Origin of the sequence: Acinetobacter sp. H1(2024) (assembly GCF_046557555.1) — a bacterium.
In the GTDB taxonomy this organism is placed as follows: Bacteria; Pseudomonadota; Gammaproteobacteria; order Pseudomonadales; family Moraxellaceae; genus Acinetobacter; species Acinetobacter seifertii.
Window position 1 is genome coordinate 1016679 of record NZ_JBKGFO010000001.1, and the last position, 26237, is coordinate 1042915.

The 26237-nt window shown below is 39.7% G+C and carries 26 protein-coding genes, 1 tRNA gene and 2 pseudogenes; 19 read left to right on the plus strand and 10 right to left on the minus strand.

Going from position 1 to position 26237, the window contains the following annotated elements:
* Window positions 1-170: 170 nt before the first annotated feature.
* Window positions 171-842: an XRE family transcriptional regulator gene (locus ACLCEG_RS04720; protein WP_019457418.1), complete on the plus strand. Its 672-nt coding sequence runs from the start codon at window positions 171-173 to the stop codon at window positions 840-842.
* Window positions 843-992: 150 nt separating this feature from the next.
* Here ACLCEG_RS04720 and ACLCEG_RS04725 read toward each other — a convergent pair whose 3' ends face one another.
* Together ACLCEG_RS04725 and ACLCEG_RS04730 are read right to left on the minus strand one after the other, a co-directional pair.
* Window positions 993-1226 carry a hypothetical protein gene (locus tag ACLCEG_RS04725; RefSeq protein ID WP_002119938.1) on the minus strand — a complete coding sequence of 78 codons (234 nt, stop codon included), beginning with the start codon at window positions 1224-1226 and terminating at the stop codon, window positions 993-995.
* Between the two features lie 174 nt (window positions 1227-1400).
* Window positions 1401-1477, minus strand: a tRNA-Met gene (locus ACLCEG_RS04730).
* A 265-nt stretch (window positions 1478-1742) separates the two neighbouring features.
* Between ACLCEG_RS04730 and xseA the strand changes: the two genes are divergently transcribed.
* Both xseA and xseB read left to right on the plus strand, forming a co-directional pair.
* The gene (gene xseA, locus ACLCEG_RS04735; protein WP_348901545.1) at window positions 1743-3008 is read left to right on the plus strand and encodes an exodeoxyribonuclease VII large subunit; all 1266 of its coding nucleotides are present in this window, start codon (window positions 1743-1745) and stop codon (window positions 3006-3008) included.
* Window positions 2998-3192 (plus strand): exodeoxyribonuclease VII small subunit, encoded by a 195-nt coding sequence (xseB, locus tag ACLCEG_RS04740; RefSeq protein WP_004702693.1) that lies wholly within the window; start codon window positions 2998-3000, stop codon window positions 3190-3192. Before xseA ends, xseB begins: the two co-directional genes overlap by 11 nt.
* Window positions 3193-3433: 241 nt before the next feature.
* Here the strand turns inward: xseB and ACLCEG_RS04745 are convergent, their stop codons facing one another.
* Window positions 3434-3652, minus strand: coding sequence for a hypothetical protein (locus tag ACLCEG_RS04745; protein ID WP_004702694.1), 219 nt, complete (start codon window positions 3650-3652; stop codon window positions 3434-3436).
* Window positions 3653-3699: 47 nt separating this feature from the next.
* The gene (locus tag ACLCEG_RS04750) at window positions 3700-4293 is read right to left on the minus strand and encodes a LysE family translocator (RefSeq protein WP_004702695.1); all 594 of its coding nucleotides are present in this window, start codon (window positions 4291-4293) and stop codon (window positions 3700-3702) included.
* A gap of 449 nt (window positions 4294-4742) precedes the next feature.
* Between ACLCEG_RS04750 and ACLCEG_RS04755 the strand changes: the two genes are divergently transcribed.
* Together ACLCEG_RS04755 and ACLCEG_RS04760 are read left to right on the plus strand one after the other, a co-directional pair.
* The gene (locus ACLCEG_RS04755) at window positions 4743-5072 is read left to right on the plus strand and encodes a hypothetical protein (protein WP_022574738.1); all 330 of its coding nucleotides are present in this window, start codon (window positions 4743-4745) and stop codon (window positions 5070-5072) included.
* Between the two features lie 471 nt (window positions 5073-5543).
* On the plus strand, window positions 5544-5900 hold the full coding sequence (locus tag ACLCEG_RS04760; protein ID WP_002048782.1) for a four-helix bundle copper-binding protein: 357 nt from the start codon (window positions 5544-5546) through the stop codon (window positions 5898-5900).
* A gap of 604 nt (window positions 5901-6504) precedes the next feature.
* On the opposite strand, the gene ACLCEG_RS04765 is transcribed toward ACLCEG_RS04760, so the two are convergent.
* From ACLCEG_RS04765 to ACLCEG_RS04775, 3 genes are all read right to left on the minus strand, one after another.
* The gene (locus tag ACLCEG_RS04765) at window positions 6505-6912 is read right to left on the minus strand and encodes a GFA family protein (RefSeq protein ID WP_410566559.1); all 408 of its coding nucleotides are present in this window, start codon (window positions 6910-6912) and stop codon (window positions 6505-6507) included.
* A 27-nt stretch (window positions 6913-6939) separates the two neighbouring features.
* Window positions 6940-7341, minus strand: a complete 402-nt coding sequence (gene cueR / locus ACLCEG_RS04770; RefSeq protein ID WP_191015205.1) for a Cu(I)-responsive transcriptional regulator — start codon at window positions 7339-7341, stop codon at window positions 6940-6942.
* Window positions 7342-7416: 75 nt separating this feature from the next.
* The gene (locus ACLCEG_RS04775; RefSeq protein WP_410566258.1) at window positions 7417-9888 is read right to left on the minus strand and encodes a heavy metal translocating P-type ATPase; all 2472 of its coding nucleotides are present in this window, start codon (window positions 9886-9888) and stop codon (window positions 7417-7419) included.
* A gap of 165 nt (window positions 9889-10053) precedes the next feature.
* On the opposite strand from ACLCEG_RS04775, the gene ACLCEG_RS04780 reads away from it, so the two are divergent.
* Window positions 10054-10254 (plus strand): heavy-metal-associated domain-containing protein, encoded by a 201-nt coding sequence (locus ACLCEG_RS04780; protein WP_077162564.1) that lies wholly within the window; start codon window positions 10054-10056, stop codon window positions 10252-10254.
* Between the two features lie 56 nt (window positions 10255-10310).
* On the opposite strand, the gene mobR is transcribed toward ACLCEG_RS04780, so the two are convergent.
* On the minus strand, window positions 10311-11981 hold the full coding sequence (gene mobR / locus ACLCEG_RS04785; protein WP_410566261.1) for a phenol degradation transcriptional regulator MobR: 1671 nt from the start codon (window positions 11979-11981) through the stop codon (window positions 10311-10313).
* 368 nt (window positions 11982-12349) lie between these two features.
* On the opposite strand from mobR, the gene ACLCEG_RS04790 reads away from it, so the two are divergent.
* From ACLCEG_RS04790 to ACLCEG_RS04820, 7 genes are all read left to right on the plus strand, one after another.
* Window positions 12350-12637, plus strand: a complete 288-nt coding sequence (locus ACLCEG_RS04790; RefSeq protein ID WP_049065253.1) for a phenol hydroxylase subunit — start codon at window positions 12350-12352, stop codon at window positions 12635-12637.
* Between the two features lie 21 nt (window positions 12638-12658).
* Window positions 12659-13657, plus strand: coding sequence for an aromatic/alkene monooxygenase hydroxylase subunit beta (locus ACLCEG_RS04795; protein WP_410566264.1), 999 nt, complete (start codon window positions 12659-12661; stop codon window positions 13655-13657).
* Window positions 13658-13668: 11 nt separating this feature from the next.
* Window positions 13669-13935: an MmoB/DmpM family protein gene (locus tag ACLCEG_RS04800; protein WP_000049450.1), complete on the plus strand. Its 267-nt coding sequence runs from the start codon at window positions 13669-13671 to the stop codon at window positions 13933-13935.
* A gap of 45 nt (window positions 13936-13980) precedes the next feature.
* Window positions 13981-15507 carry an aromatic/alkene/methane monooxygenase hydroxylase/oxygenase subunit alpha gene (locus ACLCEG_RS04805; protein WP_410566267.1) on the plus strand — a complete coding sequence of 509 codons (1527 nt, stop codon included), beginning with the start codon at window positions 13981-13983 and terminating at the stop codon, window positions 15505-15507.
* A 59-nt stretch (window positions 15508-15566) separates the two neighbouring features.
* Entirely contained in the window at window positions 15567-15929 is a 363-nt protein-coding gene (locus ACLCEG_RS04810; protein ID WP_044100884.1) for a phenol hydroxylase subunit P4, read from the plus strand.
* A 14-nt stretch (window positions 15930-15943) separates the two neighbouring features.
* Window positions 15944-17005, plus strand: a complete 1062-nt coding sequence (locus ACLCEG_RS04815) for an NADH:ubiquinone reductase (Na(+)-transporting) subunit F (RefSeq protein ID WP_151741871.1) — start codon at window positions 15944-15946, stop codon at window positions 17003-17005.
* Window positions 17006-17188: 183 nt separating this feature from the next.
* Window positions 17189-18070 (plus strand): transporter, encoded by an 882-nt coding sequence (locus ACLCEG_RS04820; RefSeq protein ID WP_410566270.1) that lies wholly within the window; start codon window positions 17189-17191, stop codon window positions 18068-18070.
* A 48-nt stretch (window positions 18071-18118) separates the two neighbouring features.
* On the opposite strand, the gene ACLCEG_RS04825 is transcribed toward ACLCEG_RS04820, so the two are convergent.
* Together ACLCEG_RS04825 and ACLCEG_RS04830 are read right to left on the minus strand one after the other, a co-directional pair.
* Window positions 18119-19078, minus strand: a complete 960-nt coding sequence (locus ACLCEG_RS04825; RefSeq protein ID WP_410566273.1) for a LysR substrate-binding domain-containing protein — start codon at window positions 19076-19078, stop codon at window positions 18119-18121.
* Between the two features lie 44 nt (window positions 19079-19122).
* Window positions 19123-19252 (minus strand): annotated as a pseudogene (locus tag ACLCEG_RS04830) (hypothetical protein).
* 106 nt (window positions 19253-19358) lie between these two features.
* On the opposite strand from ACLCEG_RS04830, the gene benA reads away from it, so the two are divergent.
* The 6 genes and pseudogenes from benA (at window position 19359) to ACLCEG_RS04860 (ending at window position 26218) form a co-directional block, all read left to right on the plus strand.
* Window positions 19359-20741, plus strand: coding sequence for a benzoate 1,2-dioxygenase large subunit (gene benA, locus ACLCEG_RS04835; protein ID WP_004793610.1), 1383 nt, complete (start codon window positions 19359-19361; stop codon window positions 20739-20741).
* A pseudogene (benB, locus tag ACLCEG_RS04840) lies at window positions 20738-21257 on the plus strand (benzoate 1,2-dioxygenase small subunit). The gene benA and the pseudogene benB overlap by 4 nt, the downstream one beginning before the upstream one ends.
* A gap of 52 nt (window positions 21258-21309) precedes the next feature.
* A complete protein-coding gene (benC, locus tag ACLCEG_RS04845; protein ID WP_151741868.1) occupies window positions 21310-22326 on the plus strand; it encodes a benzoate 1,2-dioxygenase electron transfer component BenC in 1017 nt (338 codons plus the stop codon).
* Window positions 22327-22344: 18 nt separating this feature from the next.
* Entirely contained in the window at window positions 22345-23130 is a 786-nt protein-coding gene (locus ACLCEG_RS04850; protein ID WP_410566277.1) for a 1,6-dihydroxycyclohexa-2,4-diene-1-carboxylate dehydrogenase, read from the plus strand.
* 57 nt (window positions 23131-23187) lie between these two features.
* The gene (gene benE / locus ACLCEG_RS04855; RefSeq protein WP_410566280.1) at window positions 23188-24381 is read left to right on the plus strand and encodes a benzoate/H(+) symporter BenE; all 1194 of its coding nucleotides are present in this window, start codon (window positions 23188-23190) and stop codon (window positions 24379-24381) included.
* Window positions 24382-24859: 478 nt separating this feature from the next.
* Window positions 24860-26218 (plus strand): aromatic acid/H+ symport family MFS transporter, encoded by a 1359-nt coding sequence (locus ACLCEG_RS04860; protein ID WP_410566283.1) that lies wholly within the window; start codon window positions 24860-24862, stop codon window positions 26216-26218.
* The last annotated feature ends 19 nt before the right edge of the window (window positions 26219-26237 follow it).

Here is a 26237-nt window from a genome sequence, read left to right on the forward strand (position 1 = left end):
GCCATTGATAAAAATTAAAAATATATTTAAGTAAAATATTTAGTTCATTCTATCAATGGTTCCTTATAACTGATATTATAACTATAGTTATTATTAGTCAATAACTATAGTTGTTTTACTAGATATAACTTAAGTTATATATTTGTTATAAATTAGCTGGTGCGATCACTATGGCTCTTAAAGACCGTTTAAAAGATTCAAGGATTAAAGCTAAGAAAACTCAGGCAGAAGTTGCTGAAGCAGTAAAAATGTCTCAGCCTGCCTACCAAGCTTTAGAATCGGGAAAGAACTTAAAATCTGCTTTTCTTCCACTTATTGCACAGTTTTTAGGTGTAGATGCTTATTGGCTTACCACTGGTAACTCAGAAGATTCTTTTAAAGAAAGTGATGTGTTTAGTCCTACTGTAGTAAGTCATGATGCAGTAGATCAATATCTATGGATTGATGTGGTTGAAGCAAGTTTTTCTTGTGGTACAGGTGAATCAATCGAATTTCATTTTGATGCAATTAATGGAAAAATTCCTTTTCCTGCTTCTTTTTTTAAAGAAAAGCGCGTTCCTCAAGAGTGTATGCGGATTATTAAAGCCAAAGGCGATAGCATGACCGATTACATTAAAGATGGGGATTTGGTTGGCATTGATATTTCTCAGACTGAAGTCATTGATGGTGAGATTTATGCTGTTTATTTCGCTGGCGAAGGAATGATTAAACAAATTTTTAAAGAAGCAGATGGTTCTTTAATTTTGCATAGCTTAAATGAAAAATTTAGAGACCGCCGTGTAACTGAAGAAAACGGTAAAAACTTTAAAGTTATGGGCCGCCAGTTCTGGCGAGCAGGTTAATTAAGTTATTAAATATAGCTAAAATAATAATTTCAAAATTTACGTAGACTTTACTTTTTTATAGTTTTAATTATTTCTATATTCTATAAATATAAAAAAACCTATCTCCATAAAAAGAGATAGGTTTTTCCGCTTTAGTGCCATGTGTTATCAACAATATGTATTTAAACGATAAAGTTGATTAAAACCAGCATAGAAGCTTTTTCCATCTTGGTTTAGCTCAATTTCTTCACCAGACTGAAGTTGAATTTTTTTACCAACTTCAACCCAACGATATCCATCGAGAGAGTTTTGTTTACGCACATGAGGAACAATCCTCACATTAATCTCATTACCATTTACGGCTGTGGCAATGTGCCACTCATTTACTATATTCACAATCATTTACTCATTACTGAGCTCATGTGATTTTACGGTATGTAATTAGAACGCTAGATTTAAGGTATGGACAGTTCGTCTAGAATTTAATATTTAGCTTGATATAGGGTTATTTATAAGCTAATTGCTTTTCATGAGTTCGTATCATGAAAAGTGATACATCACAGAGCATAATATTTTTGGATGCGGGAGTCGGATTTGAACCAACGACCTTCGGGTTATGAGCCCGACGAGCTACCAGACTGCTCCACCCCGCAATTGGAAGTAAGCTTTATACGCCTATATATTTTATAAAGCAAACTTTATTTTTTAATCGGTTGTAATTATTAACAATTATCTTTTTATTAATTTTTCATTTTTTACCACTTGCTCTAAATAGGCGTATCAATTTCCAACTTTTAGCTCGTTAAATTGTTGTATTTATTTTAAATAGAACCCGATATTTATAGACACCAATTGCCTTGCTTGGATAGCTTTTATACTATCTAGATTCTTTCTCTCATTAATACATTTATAGTTTATATGTCTGATCCTCAGTTCTCGCTCAGCGAATATCTCGGCACTGTGCAGGAAGTCATACGCCTGACCTTTGACGATCCCGTATGGGTTAGAGCAGAGATTCGGAATTTAAATATTAAAGGTGGACATTACTATTTAGAACTTGCAGAGAAAGACGCAGATACAGATAAAGTCATCGCTAGTTGTAAAGCAACCATCTGGAAATTTTCAGCGAGTAAAATTGTTCTTAAGTTTGAACGTGAAACAGGAATTGAGTTAGCAAGTGACTTAAATGTTTTAATTAAAATTAGAGCGCGTTTTGATCCGCAATACGGATTTTCAGTCAATATTGAAGAGATAGACTCAAGTTTTACACTTGGTGAAATTGCAAAACGTTATCAACAAATTGTGGAGCGTTTAACTCAAGAAGGTTTAATTCATAAAAATAAACTCATCCCTACTCCTTTTGATATACAAAATGTTTTAGTGATTGCTCCACAAAATGCTGCGGGCCTCGGTGATTTTAAAAAAGATGCAGATGCTCTTGAGCGAAATGGGGTTTGTCATTTTGTTTATCAAAATGCAACCTTTCAGGGCAATACGGCTGCCGTTAGTCTGATGGAGTCGTTGGCAACTGGTTTAAAGCAATGGGCAAACCGTTATAACTTCCCACCCGATCTGATTGTAATTATTCGTGGGGGTGGCGCTGTAAATGATTTAGCTTATTTAAATGATTATGAGCTCGCAGCCCTACTCTGTAAACGCAGCGTACCAATTTGGGTTGGTATTGGACATGAAAAAGACCGTACCATCCTTGATGAGATTGCACACCGTTCGTTTGATACTCCAAGTAAAGTGATTGCTGGTATTCGCAACCATATTGTTGAACGCGTACAAGAAGCACTAGATAGTCTACAAACGATTAAGCTGCTTTCTCAGCATCAAATCACGACGTATCAAAGCAAAAATGATCAACTGCTTCAACACATTAAGTCTTCGGCACAAAATCAGCTTAACTCGGCGCATCGTCTACTTGACCAGATGAAAGAACGTATTCAGTTTAGCTCACAGCAACAAGTTAAATTTTCATTAGCGCAAATCGAATCTTTAATGAAGGAAATTCTTTTGCAAAACCCGAAACAGGTTCAAGCTAAAGGCTATGCAATAGTCAGATCTGAAGGAAAAGCGATTCGCTCTATACAGCAAATTTCAAGCCCCGCCATTGCAATTGAAATGCAAGATGGTGTGATTGAAGCCAACATTACACAGGTAATTCCAAATGAAGAATGAAGAGTTAACGTTTAAAGATGGTCATGATATTTTGAAGAAAAATGCTGAGTTATTGGAATCTCAAGAAAGTCCCGATATTGATAATTTAATGAAAGTTGTTGAAGAGTCTATTAGCGCTTACAAAGCTTGCAAGTCTCGAATTGAAGCTGTTCAACAAGCTTTAGATGAAACTTTCAAAGAATAAGATTTCATAAAAAAAGCCCATTCCTACTTCTCATTGAAGGAATGGGCTTAGTGAATACCACTTAGTCCTGAAATGCAAAAATGAGGATTAGGTCACATTTTTGCAAAAACATAGTCCCATAATGACTACCAATGTTCAATATTTTAATTGTGTCTATACGTTAGTTTGGCTTAATTTCCACCATTGAGACTCTAATAAACACAAACTATGTAGTTAGTTATTGTTAAATTTAATTTAATAGTTATTCCTCACTGAATGCACCAATTAACTGATAAATTTTGCCGTCTTTAGGGTTTTCATATAATAAATCCATATTGGGCAAAATGATATCGTCATTAATTTCAATATGTTCAATGCTTTTATGAAGTTCAAGTGCATGGTCATTCATTGGTCTAACTTTTGCCAAAGCAATTGATTCTTTGTCAAACTGATCCTTGATAATTACTTTTAATCTTTTCATAAAAATCTCCTGAAAAATAAATTTTTAATATAAATAATCGGTTAAGTTTAAAATGAGCTAATCGCAGAATAGCCGATTGGCATCGCAAAAAAAGTTAAAATAAATGCAGCCGTACGTTGTAAATTACGTTGATTCAACCAAGTTACTTTATTTGAAATCAGTACAGTTCCAAACATAATCCATAAAAAAGCAATTGGGGTAATTAAAGATAAAAAGACAACAATGTGAATAAAATACAAATTCGGATTTTCCCACGCTGCATGTGGAAAAATCGCTGAAGCAAACAGTAACGCTTTAGGGTTTAAAAGTGTCGCAACAAATAAAGCCTTTGGCGTGATCAGTGGTCGATCTAGCTTAATATCTTCAGTCGATGTTATCCAAAGTTTAAAAGCAAGATAGAGAATGAAACTCGCGCTCATCAATTTTAATATAGCTGGAAGCCATGGAATAAAATGAGATACCGACTCAAGTAAAACACCCCATGAGGTAATCGCGATCAGGTAACCTATGACCTCTGCTGGAATTAACTTAAGAGAATGCTTTACCCCTGCTTGCAAGCCAGCCGAGGCTAATAATGTATTTGTTGGTCCTGGAGTCAGCAAGATAGTGACTACAAGTCCAATAAATAAAAATGACACCATAGGCCAAAACTCACTGATTGCTCTAGGCGAAATATGTCAAAAAAGAGCATCTATTGTCGACAAAATCGTTGTAACAAGAAATATTACAAATACTTTTTATTTTTTAAAATTAATAATTTAATAAAAAGTGAATTTATATTCATTAAAATTTGTTCCAATTTTAAATTTGCAAAATGCGTCACACATTTATAAAAAAACACTGCATTAACTTAAAAAGATATTAAACTCCAAAATCATATATTTTTTTAAAAATAAGTGATTATTTATATATTTTTTAGGCCATTTCCCACTTCTTAAATAGCAAAAAAAGAAATATCACACGCCTTGAAATTACCAAATTGATCAATATATATACACATGAAAATCGTGATTTTACTGAGTAGATGTATCGTTCCCCATCAATTCATTAATCGCCGCTTTCATCGAATTAAATAGTTGATGGAGGATGCATGATGAATGCTTATGTTCGCCCTCATCCCGATGGTTTTAAAGCTTATTTAGGAAAGGATGCAAAAACCGGCCTCTACATTGTAAGAGTTGGTTGGACAATATATGAAACTAATGCCAATGGTTCTGTTTTGTATATTGTTAAGCAGGAAAGTAAAATTCCATTGGATGTAGAAAAGTTTAAAACTGATCGTTCCAAAATTTATGACGCACTTTTAAGTGAAGTGCAATTTCAACGCAAAAAACAACTGGCTATTGATCTTCAAAAGTCCAATATTCCCTCTTATGATCGTAAAGCCTATAAAAAACGGCGCGGCTTTACAGGCTCTTAAACAAAACTATCAATAGTCAATAGATACAGAAAAAGCACCCGTGGGTGCTTTTTCTTTTAACGACCAGTTGCGATTAATACAAACAGGCTCAGTATTAATGTGCTTAATGATCGTTTGCAGTGTACGTGGACTTCATGCTCAGCTCCGTGAGCGTACTGTTCAATGTTTTCCATTACGTGTGCCCTTAAAGTTCACACTGATAATTTGCCTAATTTTCATCCATAAAAAAATTAGCCAAAAGTATTATATGAAAATAAATTTTGTAGTTTGTCTTGAGCAATCTATTTTTTACCTTTTAAAAAATTTAATTAGAAAAGCACTTGTAACATTCTTATACGAGGTTAATTCCTTATTGAGCATTTGTAGACCTTTCATTTCAAAGTGCCCAATAGGAAAAATGATTTTATAAAATGAAAAAAGATAACAATATTCTGTTTTTTAATAATAGCCTTTCAAAAGGAGAATATTAAAATGAATAGCTCACAAGAACCAAATCAATCTCTGTTTAATCAAGCATCTACTTCAGTTCAAGCCTGCATTGAATGCATGTTTGCTTGTAAACATTGCGCCTCAGCATGTTTGCAAGAAGAACATGTGCATATGATGCGTGAATGTATTAAACATTGTTTAACCTGTGTCGAAACCTGTCAGCTTTGCACATCTTTAGAATTAAGACATTCGGAGCTTGCTGAACAAGCCATGCAATTATGTGCCAGCGCGTGCCAACTTTGTGCAGCTGAATGTAGCAAACACGAACATGAGCATTGCCAGCTTTGTGCCAAAGCTTGTTTAGCATGTGCTAAAGCTTGTCTGGCATATCGTGCTTAACTTCTAGTTTTATTGTAGAAACCTACGGCCTATTAGGCTCGTGGGTTTTAAATATTTAAAGAACAAACAATTAGAAAATTAAAATTTTTAGATGAGATGAAAAACTACTTTTCTTTAGGCATAAAAAAAACCCGCATCTTGGGGAAAATGCAGGCTCTTAGATCTCCCACAACGACCATGAGTTCATTATTAAGCTTGAACTTTAAACCGTTGACTAAATGTACCCTTAATAAAAACAAATTGCAATACAGAATAGTCTGTATATTTAAAATATTTTGTTATTTTTACATTACTTTTTCATAAATAGTTTAAAAAACTATAATCTTTCTAAATAAGAAATAGTTTTTACAAGCATTAAAAAAGCCCGTTTCACGGGCTTTTCTGCAACGGTGAGCAATCTAAGATTTGTGTCTATCCATCTCTTACATGCTCTTTGCTAGCTATATGTAAGGTTTTATCGTATCTTTTGCCCTGTCCCAAGTTTCCCTGTGGATCGAGGAGATATTACGATTACCTTAGGTACAGTTATAGCACATTATTTATTCATGACTAGTCTTGTTCACGTTTTTTTACAAATGAATAAAATACGATCCAACCTTAATATTTAAGGGTTTTCTACTCCATTTTGATATTGGCTAGCACTATCGCAAATTGGATACCATTTCACTTTTGAAGACACAAAAGCATGAGAAATGACAGATGTCGATATTTCTTCATTAATGAGTCCTACCCTCAAACGCACTACTTCAGGCTTATCTAGACGTTCACTCCAGATCGGTGAACCACAAGTTTTACAGAACACTCTCTTTTTATTAGGTGATGCAAAATAAGCCTGTAAAAGATTTTCACCCTGCACAATATTTAAGTCATTTTTTTGTACTTGAGTAATGGCAGCGAAAGCAGCACCTTGGGCTTTTTGACACTGTGTGCAATGACACACCATGATGGGTTCTAATTCGCTATTAATTTGTAGTTGGATACCATTACATAGACAAGATGCCGTATACACTATAATTTTCCTTTTTTATTTTAATGAAACTTAGCTTACACCCACACCTTTTTCAATGTGATCTAAGATCGCACAAGAAGCTTGCTGGTTGCCGCAGCAATCATCGGCTGAAGCCTGCAAAATATTAACCATTTCTTGGAGATGGGCAATTTTCTGTTTTAATTCGGCAATGTGTTTTACCGTTAAGGCTTTCACCTCTGCACTCTGCCGGCCTGTATTTTTCCAAAGCGAAATAAGCTCTTTCATCTGTTCAGATGAAAAACCTAACTCTCGAGCATGCTTTAAAAAGTTTAAAGTTTTAAGGTCTGTTTCTGAATAAATGCGATAGCCAGAAGCAGAACGCTGAGCTGCTTCAAGTAAACCGATTTCTTCATAGTAGCGAATCATTTTCGCCGAAATACCCGAATGTTTGGATGCCTGACCGATATTCATCTCACACCTCAAATATTAAATTTGGTTTAAGACCTGCTGTCATGATCTTAAACCAAAAGTTGATTTTCAGCACCCTTACTGTACGAGCGCATGAAAACGTTTTAAGCGTAATGCATTGCCTAAAACAAAAACCGAAGAAAGTGCCATCGCGCCTGCTGCAAACATCGGTGAAAGTAATACACCAAATGCTGGATATAGCGCACCTGCTGCAATTGGAATTAAAGCAACGTTATATACAAATGCCCAGAACAGGTTTTGACGTATGTTTCGCATGGTTGCTTTACTTAATGCAATTGCGTTCGGTACGCCTTTTAAACTACCTGACATCAATACAACATCGGCAGCTTCAATGGCAACATCTGTTCCTGTACCGATGGCTAAGCCAACATCTGCTTGCGCCAAGGCTGGTGCATCGTTAATACCGTCACCTACAAAGGCCAAACGACCATATTGTTTTTGCAGTTGGCGAACTGTGTCCACTTTGCCTTCGGGTAAAACTTCTGCCACAACTTCATCAATATTCAGCTTTTTGGCAATTGCTTGCGCCGTATGACGGTTGTCGCCTGTAATCATGGCAACCTTGAGACCTAATTGATGCAAGGCCTCAATCGCAGCATAGGTTGTTTCTTTAATTGGATCCGCCACAGCAATAATTGCAGCTAGTTGTTGGTCAATAGCAACATACAGCGGTGTTTTGCCTTCTTCACCTAATTGAGCAGCAATCGCGTAGAATGAGTTGGTGTCTAAACCAAGTTGGTGGATATAACGATCTGCGCCAATTTGCACTTTTTGGCCTGAAACTTCCGCCTCAATACCTGAACCTGTAATCGAGTTAAATGCTGTTACCGGTAATAAGTTTAAGCCTTCACTTTCTGCTGCTTGAACAATCGCAAGAGCAATTGGATGTTCAGACTTAGCTTCGACTGAGGCAACTAAAGTTAGCACTTGTTCACGTTCAAAGCCAGATTGCACATTAAAGTCTGTTAGTGTCGGTTTACCTTCGGTCAGTGTGCCCGTTTTATCAACTGCAACGACCTGCGCTTCTTGCAAAAGCTGCAAAGCTTCACCTTTACGGAACAGAACCCCTAACTCAGCACCACGTCCAGTACCGACCATAATAGAAGTTGGTGTTGCAAGCCCCATCGCACAAGGACACGCAATAATCAGTACCGCAACAGCATTCACTAAACCAAAAGTCAACGCAGGTTCTGGCCCAAAAATAAACCAAACCAAGAAAGTAATTGCAGCAATTAACATCACTACAGGCACAAACCACATAGTGACTTTATCAACTAAACCCTGAATCGGAAGTTTAGAACCTTGGGCCTGCTCAACCATGCGAATAATTTGTGAAAGTACAGAAGAAGAACCTACTGCGGTTGCCCGAATGTTTAGAGTACCGTTTTGGTTGACCGTACCACCGACCACTTGATGGCCTACTATTTTTTCAACTGGGACAGGTTCACCCGTAATCATAGATTCATCAATGTAGCTGTGTCCTTCGACGACTTCACCATCGACTGGCACACGTTCACCCGGACGAATTTCTACAATAGTTCCACTGACCACTTCAGCAACTGCAACTTCCACCACTTGACCATCACGCTGGATACGAGCAGTTTTCGGCTGCATTCCCACTAGGTGTTGAATGGCTTGTGAAGTACGTCCTTTGGCTTTTGCTTCGAAATATCGTCCAAGCAAAATTAAACTGACAATTACAGCAGCCGCTTCAAAGTAAACATTGACCGTGCCTTGGGGTAATACGTGTGGCATAAAGGTTGCCACAACTGAAAAACTGTAGGCAGCCAAAGTTCCAACTGCCACTAGCGAGTTCATGTCTGGCGCTAAACGCCATAGAGCTGGAATTCCTTTTTGATAAAAACGGCGACCTGGAAAAACGAGCACTAATGTGGTCAAAGCAAACTGTAAAAGCCAGCTATTGTATTGACCAATCGTATGCATGACCCACATGTGAAAAGCTGGAATGAGATGTGAACCCATTTCCAGAATAAACACAGGTAAAGCCAATACAATCGAAATGATTAAATCTTTTTTAAGCTGATCTAACTCTGACGCTTTTTTGTCGAGTTGCTCATCTTGATTTTTTTCAGATGCTTTCGCGTCGTAACCTGCTTTTTTTACAGCGCGAATTAAGTCTTCAATATTGACTGATGCATCTGCCTGCACCCAAGCTTGCTCTGTTGCTAAGTTGACTGTGGCTTCTTGAACGCCGTCTACTTTTTTAAGGGCTTTTTCAACACGTGCAACACAAGATGCACAGGTCATGCCCTCAATAGACAACTCCACTGGTGCAGCTTTTGGAACATCATAACCCGCTCGTTCAACTGCTTTAACCAGTGCTTCACGGTGGATCGGTTGATTTGAATAAACAACGGCTTTTTCTGTTGCCAAATTAACGTTAGCAATCTCTACATTTTCAACTTTCTTAAGTGCTTTTTCGACACGACCTACACACGAGGCACAGGTCATACCTTCGATTGGAAGTGTTTCACTATATGCTGGCAATTTTGTGTTTTTTGAGTCCATCAAACACCTCTGCAAATCTGCAAAATTTAATATTCTGTATTGAGCATACAGATTCCCATCATGGGAAGGTCAAGCATATTTTTTTAAAAATTGGTCTTGACCTTACAATCATGACAAGGTTTAGACTCAGTGTTATCCAAACAAACATCTCATTCTTGATGGAGTATGAACATGAAACTACTTATTGAAAATATGACTTGTGGTGGCTGCGCTCGTGGAGTGACTGCGACGATTCAAGATATCGATCCAAATGCAAAAGTAGATGTAGATTTAGCAACCAAAATCGTGACTGTTGAAAGCAGTGAAAGCGTCGATAAAATTACCGAAGCACTTGAAGAAGATGGTTTTCCAGCTCAAGTACAATAATGAATAAGGCCTAACGTTTAAAGTTAGGCCTTTATTTTGTGTTTGTTGATATTAACTCAAAGCTGAAATTTTTTAATTCGATAGTCTAGTGCTGCCCGAGTTAGCCCCAATAAACGTGCCGCTTCAGACACATTATGATTTGCCTTTTTTAAAGCTGTTAAAATTAACTGCTTTTCGTGTTCTTCTAAATTAAACTCTGCCTTTAATAATTGCTCAAAGTCAGTTTCAACAGCTACAGCCTGCTCTGGGTCATGCTTGATCTGTGGAAAAATGGCATTTAACTTAATCAGTTGCTGATCGTCCGTTAATAAAACCGCCCTTTCTAATAAGTTTTCCAACTCACGAATATTTCCCGGCCATTCATATTGCTGCATAAAAACTTTGGTCTTTTCACTTACGCCCTGAATAGTTTTGCCGTACATTTTTTCAAAGCGATGAATAAAGTGTTCAACCAATAAACGAATGTCTTCACGGCGCTCCCGCAAAGGCGGAATCTGAACTGGAAAAATATTTAAGCGATAATACAAATCTGCCCGAAATCGTCCTGTTTTCACAGCTTGTTCAAGGTCTTCATTGGTTGCTGTAATTACACGGACATCTAAAATACGTGTCTGCGAATCTCCAACTCGCTCAAATTCACCTTCTTGCAAAATGCGTAATAGTGCCGCTTGTGCACGAGGTGAAAGCTCAATCACTTCGTCTAAAAAAATAGTACCGCCATTGGCTCGTTCAAACTTGCCCAAGCGAGACTGATGTGCCCCCGTATAGGCACCCTTTTCTACCCCGAATAATTCGGACTCAATTAACTCTGGGGGAATCGCTGCACAGTTTACCGCAACAAAAGGTTGGTCTTTTCTTTGGCTATTTTCATGAACCCCTCGTGCAAAAGCTTCTTTACCAACGCCAGTTTCACCTTGTAGCAAAATAGAAACTTTCGAACCTGCTGCTTTGGTTAGTAATGCACAGACCTGTTTATAAGATGCTGACTTACCCACAGAACTAAATAATTGGTAATCGGCTTCACTGTCACTGTAAATTGATTTTTTAAGCTCAAAAAGTTCAGCCTGTAACGCAATGAGTTCTTTTTCCATAGGTTCGGGTGACATGAACTGAATCAGCTCATCTGCATTTTCCCACTCTTCTAAAGGCTTACCGATAATACGGCAATGCTCATCGCCGCAGGCCTTACACTCTATTTCTTGATAAATAATGGTCATGCCCGTCGCAAAACTGCTATATCCGCATGCATAGCCAAGTAACATCCAACATGAAGGTACATCACTCGGACCAAAATGCTCTAAATGCACATCGGCTTCAAAAGAGTTAAGCCAATTTAAATCGGCATAAAACTGTTTTTTATCGTGGCTTAAATTGAGCTGATTGGCCTGTACTTGTACCATTCCACGAATGGCGTGCATTTGTGGACCCGCCATAAAAGCATCGTGTTCATTTAAATCGGGACGCATTTTTGTTGTAACTTCTGCATCTTTTAACCCAGCTTGATAGCCCAATCGAATAAAGAAACGCTTGGTCCGCTCAAGCCCAATCATGTGTGCTAAATCTTTACGCAAATATCCCATAATGCTGGTGTGTAAAAGCAGCATCCGATATTCATCAAACCAGATTTGGCCGTGGGCAGTATCAAAGTGCAGTTTAGACAGCAAATCGTGAATTTCTTGCGGATGATCTGCGTATCGTCCCGTTGTATCGTATTTTACTCGAGCCATGAGTGATCTGTTTTAATCCATTAAACACATTTGGGTGTTATCTCATCTTATAGAAGAACCAGATAAATATCCTAGTACCTTAAAGACATAACTTCATACTAAAAAAGTATTTCTAAATCTCTCCTTTTAAAGCTTCAAACATTCTAAAAAGAAATTTTTACGACCCTCTTCATCAAATCATGAATATATCTATTTCACTATTCAAAAAAATTCATGAAATGGTGAATTTTGAAAACAACTCACTTTCCATAAAAATCTTAATTAATTGTTTTTAATAATAAAAAAAAGTTGGCATAGCTTTTGTAAAGCTTATAGCGAGAGCAAGGAGCATTCATCAATTTCAAGACCATGTCTTGATGGAGTACAGCATGACGCAACCTCAAGTCGAAGTATTAACCAAATATATTCGGGTCACTGGCGACTTAAACGCAGAGTTTATCGAATTCGATTTTGCCATTCACGACCCAAGTCTATTTGTGGAACTGGTTTTGCCTAAACATGCATTTAATGATTTTTGTAAGACCAATCAAGTAGTTGAAATGACCCAAGAGCAACAAGCTTTTAATGATGCTCAAGAAGAAAAATGGCGCTATGGCACTGAAGCAACCTTAGTCGGCACGCAACGTAATAGCAACGATCACGATGATCAGATGTAAAAAATATAAGGAGATAAAGCCATGACTTTAGAAATCAAAACGTCAAATGTCGAACCTATCCGCCAAAACTACGCCTATATCGAAAGACGATTTGGTAGTAAGCCAGCAACTCGATATCAAGAAGTAAGTTTCGATGTACAGGCAGAGACTAACTTTCACTATCATCCTTTGTGGAAACCTGAAAAAACCTTAAATGATAAAACCCATACTGCCCTGCAAATGCAAGACTGGTACGCATTTAAAGATCCACGTCAATTCTATTATGGAACTTATGTTCAACACCGTGCACGTTTGCAGGACACAGCCGAAAGTAATTTTGCTTTTTTTGAAAAACGTCAGCTTGCAGAACATTTATCTGAAGAAGTCAAAGCTAAGATCATTGAATGCCTATTGCCATTTCGCCACGTTGAACAAACGGCCAACTTACACATGATGTCTGGTAGTGCCTATGGTTATGGCACCGTACTTACCCAAGCTTGTATTTATGCCGCGATGGATCATTTAGGTATTGCGCAGTACATCTCACGGATTGGCTTAGCTTTAGATGGTAATAGCGGCGACTCACTACAGCAGGCAAAACAGGCTTGGATGCAGCATCCTGCATGGCAAGGCTTACGCCGTCTATGTGAAGAAAGCCTCACCGAGCAAGACTATTTCAAACTCTTCTTATTACAAAATCTTGTGATTGACGGCTTTGTGACAGAGCTGGTCTATCAACAGCTTGATCATTGGTTAGTCACTCAAAATGCTCGTGACTTAGCCATGCTAACTGAGTTTATGAAAGACACTTTAGGTGATTTACGTAAGTGGTCAGACACCGTCATTAAAACTGCCGCAGCAGAATCCGATCATAACAAACAGCTATTAAATGAATGGTTCACCCAGTCTTTAGCTCAAGTAAAAGCAGCTTTTACGCCGTGGGCAACAGCAGCCTTAACAGCAGATGCAGTTGATCAAGCAGAACAAGCCGTTATTGAACGTGCAAAAAAACTCGGCCTACAACCACTTACAAATGCTTAAGGAGAAGCAATATGTCTAAAGTCTATCTCGCATTACAAGACAACGATACCTCACGCTACATCCTCGAAGCGATTGAAGAAGATAACCCTGAAGCTTCAATTCAGTATTTACCCGCCATGATTCGAATTGAAAGTGAAACTGATTTGGTGATTAAAGCCGAAACCGTATCTGAAAAACTAGGCCAAGATTGGGACATCCAATCATTACAACTCAACATGATTACGCTGGGCGGCAACGTCGAAGAAGATGACGATACTTTCCGCCTTCACTGGAATTAATCACAACATAGACGTTGTTTAACAAAGATTTAAGGATGATCAATCATGACAACTCAAACCAAAGAAACCAGCAAAAAATTAAATGCGAAAGATCGTTACCGCGCATTAACCCGTGATCTAGACTGGGACTTTTCCTATGCTGACCGTAAAGAGGCCTTCCCTTATGAAGAGTTTGAAGGTATCAAAATTACTGACTGGTCTAAATGGGAAGATCCATTCCGTTTAACTATGGATGCTTACTGGAAATATCAGGCAGAAAAAGAGAAAAAACTTTATGCCATTTTTGATGCTTTTGCTCAAAACAATGGTCAGATGAATGTCAGCAATGAACGTTACTTAAATGCCATCAAACTCTTCTTAACAGCGGTGACCCCACTTGAATATCAGGCCTATCAAGGCTATGCCCATGTAGGTCGCCAGTTTAGTGGTATTGGAGCACGTATTGCTTCTCAGATGCAGTCGATTGATGAGCTGCGTCATGTACAGACCCAAATTCATGCCATGAGCCATTACAACAAGTTCTTTGATGGTTTTCAGGACTGGGCACACATGCATGACCGCGTTTGGTATTTGTCTGTGCCTAAATCATTTTTTGAAGACGCTCGTTCCGCTGGCCCTTTCGAGTTTTTATTAGCAATTAGTTTTGCTTTTGAATATGTACTTACCAATTTGCTATTTGTGCCGTTTATGTCAGGTGCAGCTTATAACGGCGATATGGCAACTGTAACCTTTGGCTTTAGTGCGCAGTCAGATGAAGCGCGCCACATGACGCTTGGTCTTGAAATCGTAAAATTCTTGCTCGAACAGCATGAAGACAACGTACCGATTGTGCAAGAATGGATTGATAAATGGTTCTGGCGTGGGACACGTTTGCTTTCAATTGTAGGCATGATGATGGATTACATGCTGCCAAACAAAGTGATGTCTTGGAAAGAAGCGTGGGAAGTTTATTTTGAACAAGCAGGCGGTGCGCTATTTAAAGATTTAAGTCGTTATGGCATTCGCATGCCGAAATATAGCGATGTGATTGTGAAAGAAAAAGAGCATGTCTCGCATCAAGCATGGTGGATTTTCTATAACTTTGGTCATGCTGCCGGTTTCCATACTTGGATTCCAACCGACGAAGAAATGGATTGGTTATCTGCTAAATATCCAGACACTTTTGATAAATACTACCGCCCAAAATGGGAGTTGGCTCGCAAAATGGAAGCCGAAGGTAAACGCTTCTACAGCGCAGGTTTACCACAGCTTTGTCAGGTTTGTCAGATTCCAATGACCTTTACCGAAATGGGCGATGATCCGACTCAGTTTAGTTATCGCCATAGCATCTACCAAGGCGAACGCTACCACACCTGTTCAGATGGCTGTCATGACATTTTCGAGCGCGAGCCTGAGAAATATATACAAGCATGGCTCCCTGTAAATCAAATTTTGCAAGGTAACTGTGGTGGCGGTGACCTCGAAACCATGCTCCGTGATTATTACCGCATGAATGTCGGCGCCGACAATCTGGATATTGAAGGTTCACCAGACCAACGGCGCTGGAAAAAATGGAAAGGCAACGCAGCTTAAGCACAAGGAATTGTTCAGGCAGTCATCAAGCTGCCTGATAGGAAATAAGGAGATTGAACATGACTGTTCGCGCGATACACAACAACTATCAATTTGAACCGCTTGATCTACAAAAAAATTATGGCGATCAATTCTTACTTTATGTGGGTTGGGATCATCACACCCTTTTTTGCTCGGCACATGCCATGCTTGCCTCGCCTCAACAAACTTTTGGACAGTTGATTGAGCAACAAATTACAGGTGGTTTTGCCCAACATCCAGATTTTGACAAAATTGATTGGTCAAAAGTGCAATACACCTTAGATGGCCAAACAATTAGCCCAGAGAGTACACAAAGCTTGGCAGAGCTTGGTTTTGGGCATAAGTCATTACTTCGTTTCGTTACGCCAGAATTAAATGGCTATAACGACAGTTACGTTTAATTCGGAGGTGTGTCATGAGTTATCAAGTCACCATTGAACCGATCGGAACAACGATTGAAGTAGAAGAAGACCAAACCATTTTAGATGCCGCTTTACGCCAAGGCGTTTGGTTACCCTTTGCCTGTGGTCATGGCACTTGCGGGACATGTAAGGTTCAAGTCACCGACGGTTTTTATGATGTTGGTGAAGCCTCTCCATTTGCGCTCATGGATATTGAACGCGATGAAAATAAGGTGCTTGCCTGCTGCTGCAAACCACAATCCGACATGGTCATTGAAGCTGATGTCGATGAAGACCCAGATTTCTTAGGTCATTTGGTTCAAGACTATCAAGCGACCGTCATTGATATAAAAGACTTGTCGCCAACCATTAAAGGAATCCGACTACAACTAGATCGCCCAATCGAGTTCCAAGCTGGCCAATATATCAATGCCCAGTTCCCAGATATTGAAGGAACTCGTGCATTTTCAATTGCCAATTCACCAAGTGAAGTGGGCATTGTTGAGCTGCATATCCGTAAAGTTGAAGGCGGTGCAGCGACGACTTATGTACATGAACAACTTGCCACAGGTGATCAGCTTGATATTTCAGGCCCTTATGGTCAATTTTTCGTACGCAAGTCAGATGATCAAAATGCCATTTTCATTGCAGGAGGTTCAGGTCTTTCAAGTCCACAATCGATGATTTTAGATTTACTTGAGTCGGGAGATAGTCGCACGATTTACCTCTTCCAAGGAGCACGAGACTTGGCAGAGCTATACAACCGAGATTTGTTTGAACAACTCGTAAAAGACTATCCAAACTTCCGCTATATCCCTGCCCTGAATGCACCAAAACCAGAAGACCAATGGACTGGATTTACCGGATTCGTGCATGAGGCTGTTGCCGATTACTTTGAAAATCGATGTGGTGGACACAAAGCGTATTTGTGCGGTCCTCCAATCATGATCGACTCGGCAATTTCAACACTCATGCAAAGTCGCTTATTCGAACGGGACATTCACACTGAACGGTTCTTAAGTGCAGCCGATGGTGCTGCTGGACAGTCACGTTCGGCTTTGTTTAAGCACATCTAAAGACAAACCATTCGACAATCCGCTTTTTCAAATGAGCTTTGTATTTGTAATTTAGAAAGTAAATACAAAGCTCACAGGAGTTCTGCATTCCAAATTTACAGGTTAAACAGACTCAAATTTTAAAGACCGTTAAGGAATAACGTTTTTTAGTGTCAAGCCAAACAACACAGAATAGGACATTCTATGAATAACAAAATTGCTGCAATCATATGTGGTGTAATCGGCGCCCTTTACCTTCCCTCTGCATTTGCGACAGAAAATGGCTCGGACTCTTTTGCTTTAGGTGCCGAAGGTATGATGGCGGGTGCCTTACCACCTGCTGGGGTTTATCTACTCAGTTATTATCAAAATTATCACGCATCAGAGTTTCAAAATGGTCCCGATCAGTTCCATGTTGATGTCAATGCCGTGGTTCCTCGTTTGGTCTGGATGACCGAACAAAAAATTATGGATGGACAACTCGGGTTTTATGCAGCCCAACCATTGGTTGATCTACGGCTTAAAGTAAATGGGATGGCTGACTCAAACCAAGGACTCGGAGACTTGATTTTGGGTGGTATGCTCGGCTGGCATCAAGGAAATCATCACTGGATTGCAGCTCTCGAAACGGTACTTGGGACAGGTGAATACGACACTCCAAGTACGACACATCCAGTTGAAGCCAATCTCGGGAAAAACTATCACACCATTCGACCGATTATTGCCTATAGTTATACCAACGCGGCGGGCTTAGATCTTTCAACTAAACTGTCTTATAGCTGGAATACACGTAACGACGCGACCGACTATCAGTCTGGACAATATATTGCGGGTGACTATAGCTTAGGTTACCGCATTAACCCCAAACTCAAAGTGGCAGTTGAAGGCTATGCTTTTAAACAAACCACAGATGACAAAGTAAATGGAAATGATATTGGTTTTAAAGGACAGGCTTTTGCAATTGGTCCAGGCATTCAATATGCCGATAAGAACTGGTCTATTGAAGCCAAATTTTTAAAAGAAACCGAAGTCGAATATCGTCCAGAAGGACATACCAGCTGGCTAAAACTGATTTGGGCTTTCTAAAACACATCAACGCATAGCTTCAGCTTTTGAGGCTATGCCCTGCTTTATTTAAAAATCGATACCGTCTGAATCATCTATCGGATTCTGATCGAGCGTGAAAACGGTACGTTTATATGGAATACCTTCAAGATCATACACCTGATAAATACAATCAAACAATGACTGTAAATCTTCACTTCGGTCCATTGCCCTTGCAGTAATAAAAATTGGACTGACCGCGCCGTTATCTAAAATCGGAATATAGTTTAAGTGGGGAAATCGAATGGTATCGGCACTTGCTGGAATAATGCAGATCCCTTCTCCCGCTGCAACTAAGCCCAAAGCCAGCTGAATTTCCCGTATTTCATGCATATTTTTTGGAACCAAACTATGCTCGGCAAAAATATTTAAAAGCTGGGTCGAAAAATTGGGTTTCGGCGAAGTGGGATACATAAACATCTTTTCATCAATGAGATCGGCCAGATATACCCCTTCTGTGCGCTGAGCAATAGGATGGCTGGTATGTGCAGCAACCACCAAACGCTCTTTACGTAGCAGAATACGTCTCACCGCAGGGTCACTAATTCTTAAACGACCAAATCCAACATCAATACGCCCTTCTTTTAATGCCTGTAGTTGTTCGGTCGTACTCAACTCCATCAATTGAATATTCAAATGAGGTTGTTGTTGCCGAAATAAATAGATGATTCGAGGCAGTAAACCATAGAGTAAAGAACCGACAAAACCAATCGTCACACTACGTTCAATGAGACCAATACGTTTGGTCATACTTTTTATTTCTTCAGCATTCGACAAAAGTTTAAGGGCATGCTGATAAAAGAAATGTCCGGCTGGGGTTGTCTGTAAAGGACGGCTTCCGCGCTCAAACAGTTGAATTCCAAGCTCACTTTCCAAATTTTGAATCTGTCGACTCAAAGGTGGTTGAGCAATAAATAGTTTTTCTGCGGCTTTTGTAAAGCTCTGCTCTTCAACAACAGCCACAAAATACCGTAAATGTCTTAGTTCCATAAGGCTTCCATACCTTTAAGATATAAAAAAATGCAAATTCAGTCTTAGACACAGTTTAACCATTCTTTTAAGGTATATACAAGCAACAAACCGATGAAGTGATGAATTGCTTTGTGAAAAAGCCCTCTTGCCAATCTTCCAGTGATTCATCTTCATCAATTCACGGTTAAACACCCAGCGCACTCATGCGCTTCATTGACAATATTAGGATATCAAGACCTTGTAGATCGTAGCTAAGGCCTTGGTGACTTCCACACTTTTGGAAAGTCGGAGAACGGACATGCCACGTATTCCTGTAATCAATACTAGCCATCTTGACCGTATTGATGAATTACTTGTAGATAATATCGATACAGGTGAATTTAAACTTCATCGCTCAGTGTTTACTGACGAAGCCCTATTTGACCTCGAAATGAAATATATCTTCGAAGGTAATTGGGTTTACTTAGCACACGAAAGTCAAATTCCAAATAATAATGACTACTACACCACTCACATTGGTCGTCAGCCTGTCATTATTGCCCGCAACCGTAACGGCGAACTCAATGCCATGATCAATGCGTGTTCACACCGCGGAGCACAACTTTGCCGTCACAAGCGTGGTAACAAAGCAACATATACCTGCCCTTTCCACGGCTGGACATTTAACAACTCAGGTAAACTTCTAAAAGTTAAAGACCCAAGCGAAGCTGGTTACTCTGACTGCTTTAACCAAGAAGGCTCACATGACCTTAAAAAAGTGGCTCGTTTTGAGAGCTACAAAGGTTTCTTATTTGGTAGCTTAAATCCCGATGTTCCTTCACTTGAAGAATTCTTGGGTGAAACTACCAAAATCATCGACATGATTGTTGATCAGTCTGAACATGGCCTTGAAGTTTTACGTGGTTCATCTACCTATACCTACGAAGGCAACTGGAAACTCACCGCTGAAAATGGTGCCGATGGTTATCATGTTTCTGCTGTGCACTGGAACTACGCAGCAACAACTCAACACCGCAAAGAAACACAAGCTGCCGATAACATCCGTGCGATGAGTGCAGGTTCTTGGGGTAAACAAGGCGGTGGCTCGTATGGCTTTGAAAATGGCCACATGTTGCTTTGGACACAATGGGCAAACCCAGAAGATCGTCCAAACTTCCCGAAAGCAGATGAATACACCGAAAAATATGGTGAAGCGATGTCGAAATGGATGATTGAGCGTTCACGTAACCTGTGTCTCTATCCAAACGTTTATTTGATGGATCAGTTCGGTTCGCAAATTCGTGTACTTCGCCCACTTTCGGTTAATAGAACTGAAGTCACCATTTACTGTATCGCACCTAAAGGCGAAGCACCTGAAGCTCGCGCACGTCGTATCCGTCAATATGAAGATTTCTTTAATGCTTCAGGCATGGCAACACCAGACGATTTAGAAGAGTTCCGTGCTTGTCAGGCAGGCTACGCAGGTATTGCCCTTGAATGGAATGACATGTGCCGTGGTTCAAAACACTGGATTTATGGACCAGACGATGCAGCGAACGAAATCGGTTTAAAACCCATGTTAAGTGGTATCAAAACTGAAGATGAAGGTCTTTATCTTGCCCAACATCAATATTGGTTACACACCATGAAACACGCGATTGCATCAGAGAAAGAAATTGCTGATCAGGGAGAAACAGCATGAGTGCTCAAGACAAAGCAACTTTAGAAAATATTGCTCAGTTTCTCTATCGTGAAGCTCGCTTTTTAGATGATGAACAATGGGAAGATTGGATTGAATGCTATGCACCAGAAGCGTCTTTCTGGATGCCAGCTTGGGACGACGACGATAGATTAACTGAAGATCCGCAATCTGAAATTTCACTTATTTATTATCCAGACCGTCAAGGTTTAGAAGATCGTGTGTTCCGTATCAAAACTGAGCGCTCATCTGCAACCATGCCGGACACACGCACAAGCCACAATATTGCCAACGTTGAAGTCGTAGAACGCGACGGCGACAAAGTCACGGTCCGCTTTAACTGGAATACCTTGAGTTTCCGTTACAAGACAAATTACAGCTATTTCGGTATGTCACGTTATGTGATCGATTTTTCAGGTGATCAACCAAAAATCTTGAGCAAGTATGTCGTTTTGAAAAATGACTATATCAATCAAGTCATTGATATCTACCACCTTTAAGACATACCCCCTCAGTTAAACGGACTGTTGGCTGAGGGTAAAAGTTTCAAATATTTTGTAGGATACATGCCATGTCAAACCACAATGTTGCACTTCAATTTGAAGATGGTGTTACACGTTTCATTAACGTAGCTCAAGGCGAAACTCTATCTGACGCAGCCTATCGCCAAAAAATTAATATTCCTTTGGATTGCCGTGATGGTGCATGTGGAACTTGCCGCGCATTTTGCGAATCCGGTAGTTATGACATGCCAGAAGAAACCTATATTGAAGATGCACTAACCCCAGAAGAAGCTGAGCAAGGCTATATTCTTGCTTGCCAATGTCGTCCAACTTCAGATGCGGTATTTCAAATTCAAGCCTCGTCAGATGTTTGCAAAACTGCAATTCATAGCTTCCAAGGTACCCTAGCTCGCGTTGAAAATTTATCAGACTCAACCATCACATTTGATATTCAACTTGATGAAGGTCAACCGGATATTCATTTTCTTGCAGGCCAGTATGTGAATGTTGCAATTCCTGAAACTGGCGAAACACGTTCATATTCATTTAGCTCAAAACCAGGCAATCGCTTAACGGGCTTTGTGGTCCGTAACGTACCGAATGGCAAAATGAGTGAATTCCTAAGCAAAAATGCCCAAGCTGGCGACAAAATGACATTTACCGGTCCATTCGGTAGCTTCTATTTACGTAATGTAGCGCGTCCAGTACTGATGCTTGCCGGTGGTACTGGTATTGCCCCATTTATGTCGATGTTACAAGTGCTTGAAGAGAAAGGTTCAGAACAGCCTGTTCGTTTAGTCTTTGGTGTCACCAATGACTTTGATTTGGTTGCTTTAGAAAAACTCAATGAGTTGCAAGCAAAATTCCCATGGTTTGAATATCGAACTGTAGTTGCAAGCCCTGAGAGCAATCATGAACGTAAAGGCTATGTCACTGGTCATATTGAAAGTGACTGGTTAAACGGTGGCGACGTCGATGTTTATCTATGTGGCCCAGTACCAATGGTAGAAGCGGTACGTGGTTGGTTAGAAACTGAAAATATCAAACCTGCTAATTTCTTGTTTGAAAAATTCTCTGCAAATTAACAGGTGGAGAAGTTATCTATGTCAAACTGTCAAAGATTTATCGATAAGGTCGTGATTGTTACGGGTAGTGCTCAAGGCATTGGCCGTGGCGTGGCACTACAAGTTGCAGCTGAAGGTGGACAAGTCGTCATGGCGGACCGCTCTGAATATGTTGAAGACGTTCTCAAAGAAATTCAGCGTGCAGGTGGCGATGCTGTCACGATTAATGCCGACCTTGAAACCTATGCAGGTGCACAAGCGGTTATTGCAAAAGCCATTGAACATTATGGTCGGGTAGATATCCTGATTAATAACGTAGGCGGCGCGATCTGGATGAAACCTTTTGAAGAGTTTTCCGAAGAAGAAATCATTAAGGAAGTGAATCGCTCATTGTTTCCAACGTTATGGTGCTGCCGCGCTGTGCTACCCGCCATGATTAAGCAACAAGCGGGTGTTATTGTAAATGTCTCTTCAATTGCAACCCGTGGTATTAACCGTATTCCCTACTCTGCATCTAAAGGTGGTGTAAATGCTCTAACAGCATCGCTTGCTTTTGAACATGCGAAAGATGGGATTCGAGTCAATGCCGTGGCGACGGGTGGAACCGAAGCGCCACCTCGTAAAGTACCGCGCAATGCCAATCCGTTAAGTCAAAATGAAAAAGACTGGATGCAGCAAGTAGTTGATCAAACAATAGATCGAACATTTATGGGTCGTTATGGCACAATTCAAGAACAAGTCAATGCAATTTTATTTCTTGCATCAGACGATGCATCCTATATGACCGGATCGGTTATTTCGGTCGGAGGTGGAGATCAGGGTTAACCCTGATCTTTTTGCATGATTGGGTAAATAATATGATTTGCATGGAGGCAATCACACATGGCAACCCTGTTCAAGACATTAAAAAATGACTGGTCCATATCAGCAACAGTTGCTGGCTTTCTTGCGGTTTTAATTTCTTACTCAGGCCCACTGATTATTTTTTTCCAAGCTGCTCAGCGCGCCCATGTGTCCACCGACATGATGGTGTCATGGATTTGGGGAATTTCAATTGGTGCCGCCGTTTCAGGTATTTATCTTTCAATTAAATATAAAACGCCTGTCATCACCGCGTGGTCTGCACCAGGTACTGCCCTGTTAGTTACTCTATTTCCAAACGTCTCGTTGAATGAAGCAGTAGCCGCCTATATTACTTCCGCTATCGTTATTTTGTTAATTGGCGTTACAGGTTACTTCGACAAGTTACTGAAGTGGATTCCGCAAGATGTTGCTGCGGGCATGATGGCAGGTATTCTTTTTCAATTTGGTATTGGTCTGTTTACCGCGTCTGATAGCATGCCTTTTATTGTATTTAGCATGCTTATTGTCTTTTTAATTGCCAAACGTTTAATGCCGCGCTACACCATGATTTGGGTGTTAGCTGCTGGAGTTTTATTAAGCCTCATTTTAGGCAAGATGAATCCGGTTGATGTGAGTTTTAGTTTAGCTATTCCACAGTGGATTAGCCCAGAATGGACATGGAACTCAACACTGAACCTCGCTGTTCCTCTCATTTTAGTCAGCCTAACCGGCCAATTTTTACCAGGTATGGCGATTATGAAACTCAGCGGTTACGATACCCCAGCCAAACCCATTATTACTGTCACCAGTATTGCCTCTTTAGCTGTTGCATGTGTCGGCGGTATTACAATTGTACTTGCCTCAATTACCGCAGCTTTATGTATGGGAAAAGATGCACATGAACTTAAAGAAAAACGTTACATCGCAGGAATCGCCAACGGAATTTTTTATATTTTAGGAGGCCTATTTGCTGGCAGTATTGTCATGCTATTTAGCTTACTTCCTAAAGAATTAGTTGCAGCACTGGCAGGTTTAGCCTTGCTTGGAGCGATTGCCACCAATATTTCTGTTGCCATGAAAAATGACAGTCAACGTGATGCTGCACTTATTACCTTTTTAGCCACAGCATCGGGCATGCATTTTCTTGGATTAAGCTCAGTTTTTTGGGGTATTTGTATTGGTGTAATCGCCCATTTCATTCTCACACCACGCTCAACGCCAGTCACAAATTAAGTTTTTTATCTAAGCACCCGCCACTAAAATAAAACCTCAATCGCCAAATTAGGATGCAAATAATTTGCTAATTCTGATTTGGCATTTTTTATTGAATATAAATTAAATTTCATTTTTAAGATCAATTTCTAAAATAATTAAATAATAGACTTTAGTATTTTATTTTTATATTTTCACTTCAACTCACAATATAAATTTAACGATATTTTTAGCTGTGATTTTCATCAATAAAATATATAAAAAAACATCTATAAAATCCTTAAAATTCTCATCATACAATATTTAGCCCTATTTTTAGAGACACAACCAAGACAGCTAAAACAATAAAAATAAATACATATTTTTTAATTAATTAAATCAATAAAAGCACAATACCTTAAACACATAAAGATATATCAATTAGGTTTTTGACTCTAATCCAATAACAAAATAGTTTATTAAAAAATAACGCGATACTTCACAAATTGGAGGTGAAGAAATGGATATGAGCAAGGTTAATATTAATGAGTTAATTGATAAGGCCAGTTTTACATCTTTTCATTGGAAAGTTTTAATCTGGTGCTTACTTATTATTATTTTTGATGGATATGATTTAGTTATTTACGGGGTTGCTCTTCCTCTGTTAATGCAACAATGGTCATTAACTGCGGTAGAAGCTGGTTTACTCGCCAGTGCTGCTCTATTCGGCATGATGTTTGGTGCCATGATTTTCGGCACTCTTTCAGACAAACTGGGACGTAAAAAAACCATCCTGATTTGTGTCACCTTATTTAGCGGATTTACCTTTATCGGTGCCTTTGCCAAAGGACCAACTGAGTTTGCTATTTTGCGCTTTATTGCAGGTCTTGGTATTGGTGGCGTTATGCCAAACGTCGTTGCGCTTATGACCGAATACGTACCAAAAAAAATCCGCAGTACATTAGTGGCAATCATGTTTAGTGGCTATGCAATTGGGGGTATGACATCTGCTCTACTCGGTGCATGGCTCGTGAAAGACATGGGCTGGCAAATCATGTTTTTAATTGCAGGTATTCCTCTTTTACTACTCCCACTGATTTGGAAATTTTTGCCAGAGTCTCTCACCTTTTTAGTGAAATCAAACCATAGCGAGCAGGCAAAAAGTATTGTTTGTAAAATTGCGCCTCAAACGCAGGTAAACGCCAATACACAACTGGTGTTAAACGAAAGCACAATCACAGATGCACCTGTCCGTGCGCTTTTCCAACAAGGCCGTACCTTCAGCACATTTATGTTCTGGATTGCTTTCTTTATGTGTTTACTCATGGTGTATGCCTTAGGAAGCTGGTTACCTAAACTCATGCTGCAAGCGGGCTACTCATTAGGTGCGAGCATGTTATTCCTGTTTGCACTTAATATTGGTGGCATGGTCGGTGCAATTGGTGGCGGTGCTTTAGCAGACAGATTCCATTTAAAACCTGTTATTACGATCATGTTTATTGTGGGATCAGCAGCTTTAATTCTGCTTGGTATTAATAGTCCACAAATTATTTTATATAGCCTGATTGCGATTGCTGGTGCTGCCACAATTGGTTCGCAAATCTTACTCTATACCTTCGTTGCACAGTTCTATCCAACGGCACTTCGTTCAACAGGCATGGGCTGGGCATCTGGAATTGGCCGTATTGGTGCGATTATCGGACCAGTTTTAACTGGAGCCCTACTCACTCTTGAGCTTCCACACCAAATGAATTTCTTAGCGATTGCAATTCCAGGTGTGATTGCTGCACTTGCAATATTTATGGTGAATCTCAAAGCCTCTGTTGCTGCACAAACGCCATCAACTTTTAACTCTCAAAACACGCTTACCCAGCAGTAAAAATACATGCGTCGAGGAC

Excerpts from the sequence above, each read along its gene's own strand:
- cueR (WP_191015205.1), bottom strand. The coding sequence starts at position 7,341 with ATGAATATCGGTCAGGCATCCAAACATTCGGGTATTTCGGCGAAAATG.
- ACLCEG_RS04820 (WP_410566270.1), top strand. The coding sequence starts at position 17,189 with ATGAATAACAAAATTGCTGCAATCATATGTGGTGTAATCGGCGCCCTT.
- ACLCEG_RS04805 (WP_410566267.1), top strand. The coding sequence starts at position 13,981 with ATGACAACTCAAACCAAAGAAACCAGCAAAAAATTAAATGCGAAAGAT.
- benA (WP_004793610.1), top strand. The coding sequence starts at position 19,359 with ATGCCACGTATTCCTGTAATCAATACTAGCCATCTTGACCGTATTGAT.
- ACLCEG_RS04760 (WP_002048782.1), top strand. The coding sequence starts at position 5,544 with ATGAATAGCTCACAAGAACCAAATCAATCTCTGTTTAATCAAGCATCT.
- ACLCEG_RS04810 (WP_044100884.1), top strand. The coding sequence starts at position 15,567 with ATGACTGTTCGCGCGATACACAACAACTATCAATTTGAACCGCTTGAT.
- ACLCEG_RS04725 (WP_002119938.1), bottom strand. The coding sequence starts at position 1,226 with ATGATTGTGAATATAGTAAATGAGTGGCACATTGCCACAGCCGTAAAT.
- ACLCEG_RS04745 (WP_004702694.1), bottom strand. The coding sequence starts at position 3,652 with ATGAAAAGATTAAAAGTAATTATCAAGGATCAGTTTGACAAAGAATCA.
- ACLCEG_RS04750 (WP_004702695.1), bottom strand. The coding sequence starts at position 4,293 with ATGGTGTCATTTTTATTTATTGGACTTGTAGTCACTATCTTGCTGACT.
- ACLCEG_RS04800 (WP_000049450.1), top strand. The coding sequence starts at position 13,669 with ATGTCTAAAGTCTATCTCGCATTACAAGACAACGATACCTCACGCTAC.
- ACLCEG_RS04720 (WP_019457418.1), top strand. The coding sequence starts at position 171 with ATGGCTCTTAAAGACCGTTTAAAAGATTCAAGGATTAAAGCTAAGAAA.
- ACLCEG_RS04790 (WP_049065253.1), top strand. The coding sequence starts at position 12,350 with ATGACGCAACCTCAAGTCGAAGTATTAACCAAATATATTCGGGTCACT.
- ACLCEG_RS04780 (WP_077162564.1), top strand. The coding sequence starts at position 10,054 with ATGAACATGAAACTACTTATTGAAAATATGACTTGTGGTGGCTGCGCT.
- xseB (WP_004702693.1), top strand. The coding sequence starts at position 2,998 with ATGAAGAATGAAGAGTTAACGTTTAAAGATGGTCATGATATTTTGAAG.
- xseA (WP_348901545.1), top strand. The coding sequence starts at position 1,743 with ATGTCTGATCCTCAGTTCTCGCTCAGCGAATATCTCGGCACTGTGCAG.
- ACLCEG_RS04755 (WP_022574738.1), top strand. The coding sequence starts at position 4,743 with ATGATGAATGCTTATGTTCGCCCTCATCCCGATGGTTTTAAAGCTTAT.
- ACLCEG_RS04795 (WP_410566264.1), top strand. The coding sequence starts at position 12,659 with ATGACTTTAGAAATCAAAACGTCAAATGTCGAACCTATCCGCCAAAAC.
- ACLCEG_RS04850 (WP_410566277.1), top strand. The coding sequence starts at position 22,345 with ATGTCAAACTGTCAAAGATTTATCGATAAGGTCGTGATTGTTACGGGT.
- benC (WP_151741868.1), top strand. The coding sequence starts at position 21,310 with ATGTCAAACCACAATGTTGCACTTCAATTTGAAGATGGTGTTACACGT.
- ACLCEG_RS04775 (WP_410566258.1), bottom strand. The coding sequence starts at position 9,888 with ATGGACTCAAAAAACACAAAATTGCCAGCATATAGTGAAACACTTCCA.
- ACLCEG_RS04860 (WP_410566283.1), top strand. The coding sequence starts at position 24,860 with ATGGATATGAGCAAGGTTAATATTAATGAGTTAATTGATAAGGCCAGT.
- ACLCEG_RS04825 (WP_410566273.1), bottom strand. The coding sequence starts at position 19,078 with ATGGAACTAAGACATTTACGGTATTTTGTGGCTGTTGTTGAAGAGCAG.
- mobR (WP_410566261.1), bottom strand. The coding sequence starts at position 11,981 with ATGGCTCGAGTAAAATACGATACAACGGGACGATACGCAGATCATCCG.
- benE (WP_410566280.1), top strand. The coding sequence starts at position 23,188 with ATGGCAACCCTGTTCAAGACATTAAAAAATGACTGGTCCATATCAGCA.
- ACLCEG_RS04815 (WP_151741871.1), top strand. The coding sequence starts at position 15,944 with ATGAGTTATCAAGTCACCATTGAACCGATCGGAACAACGATTGAAGTA.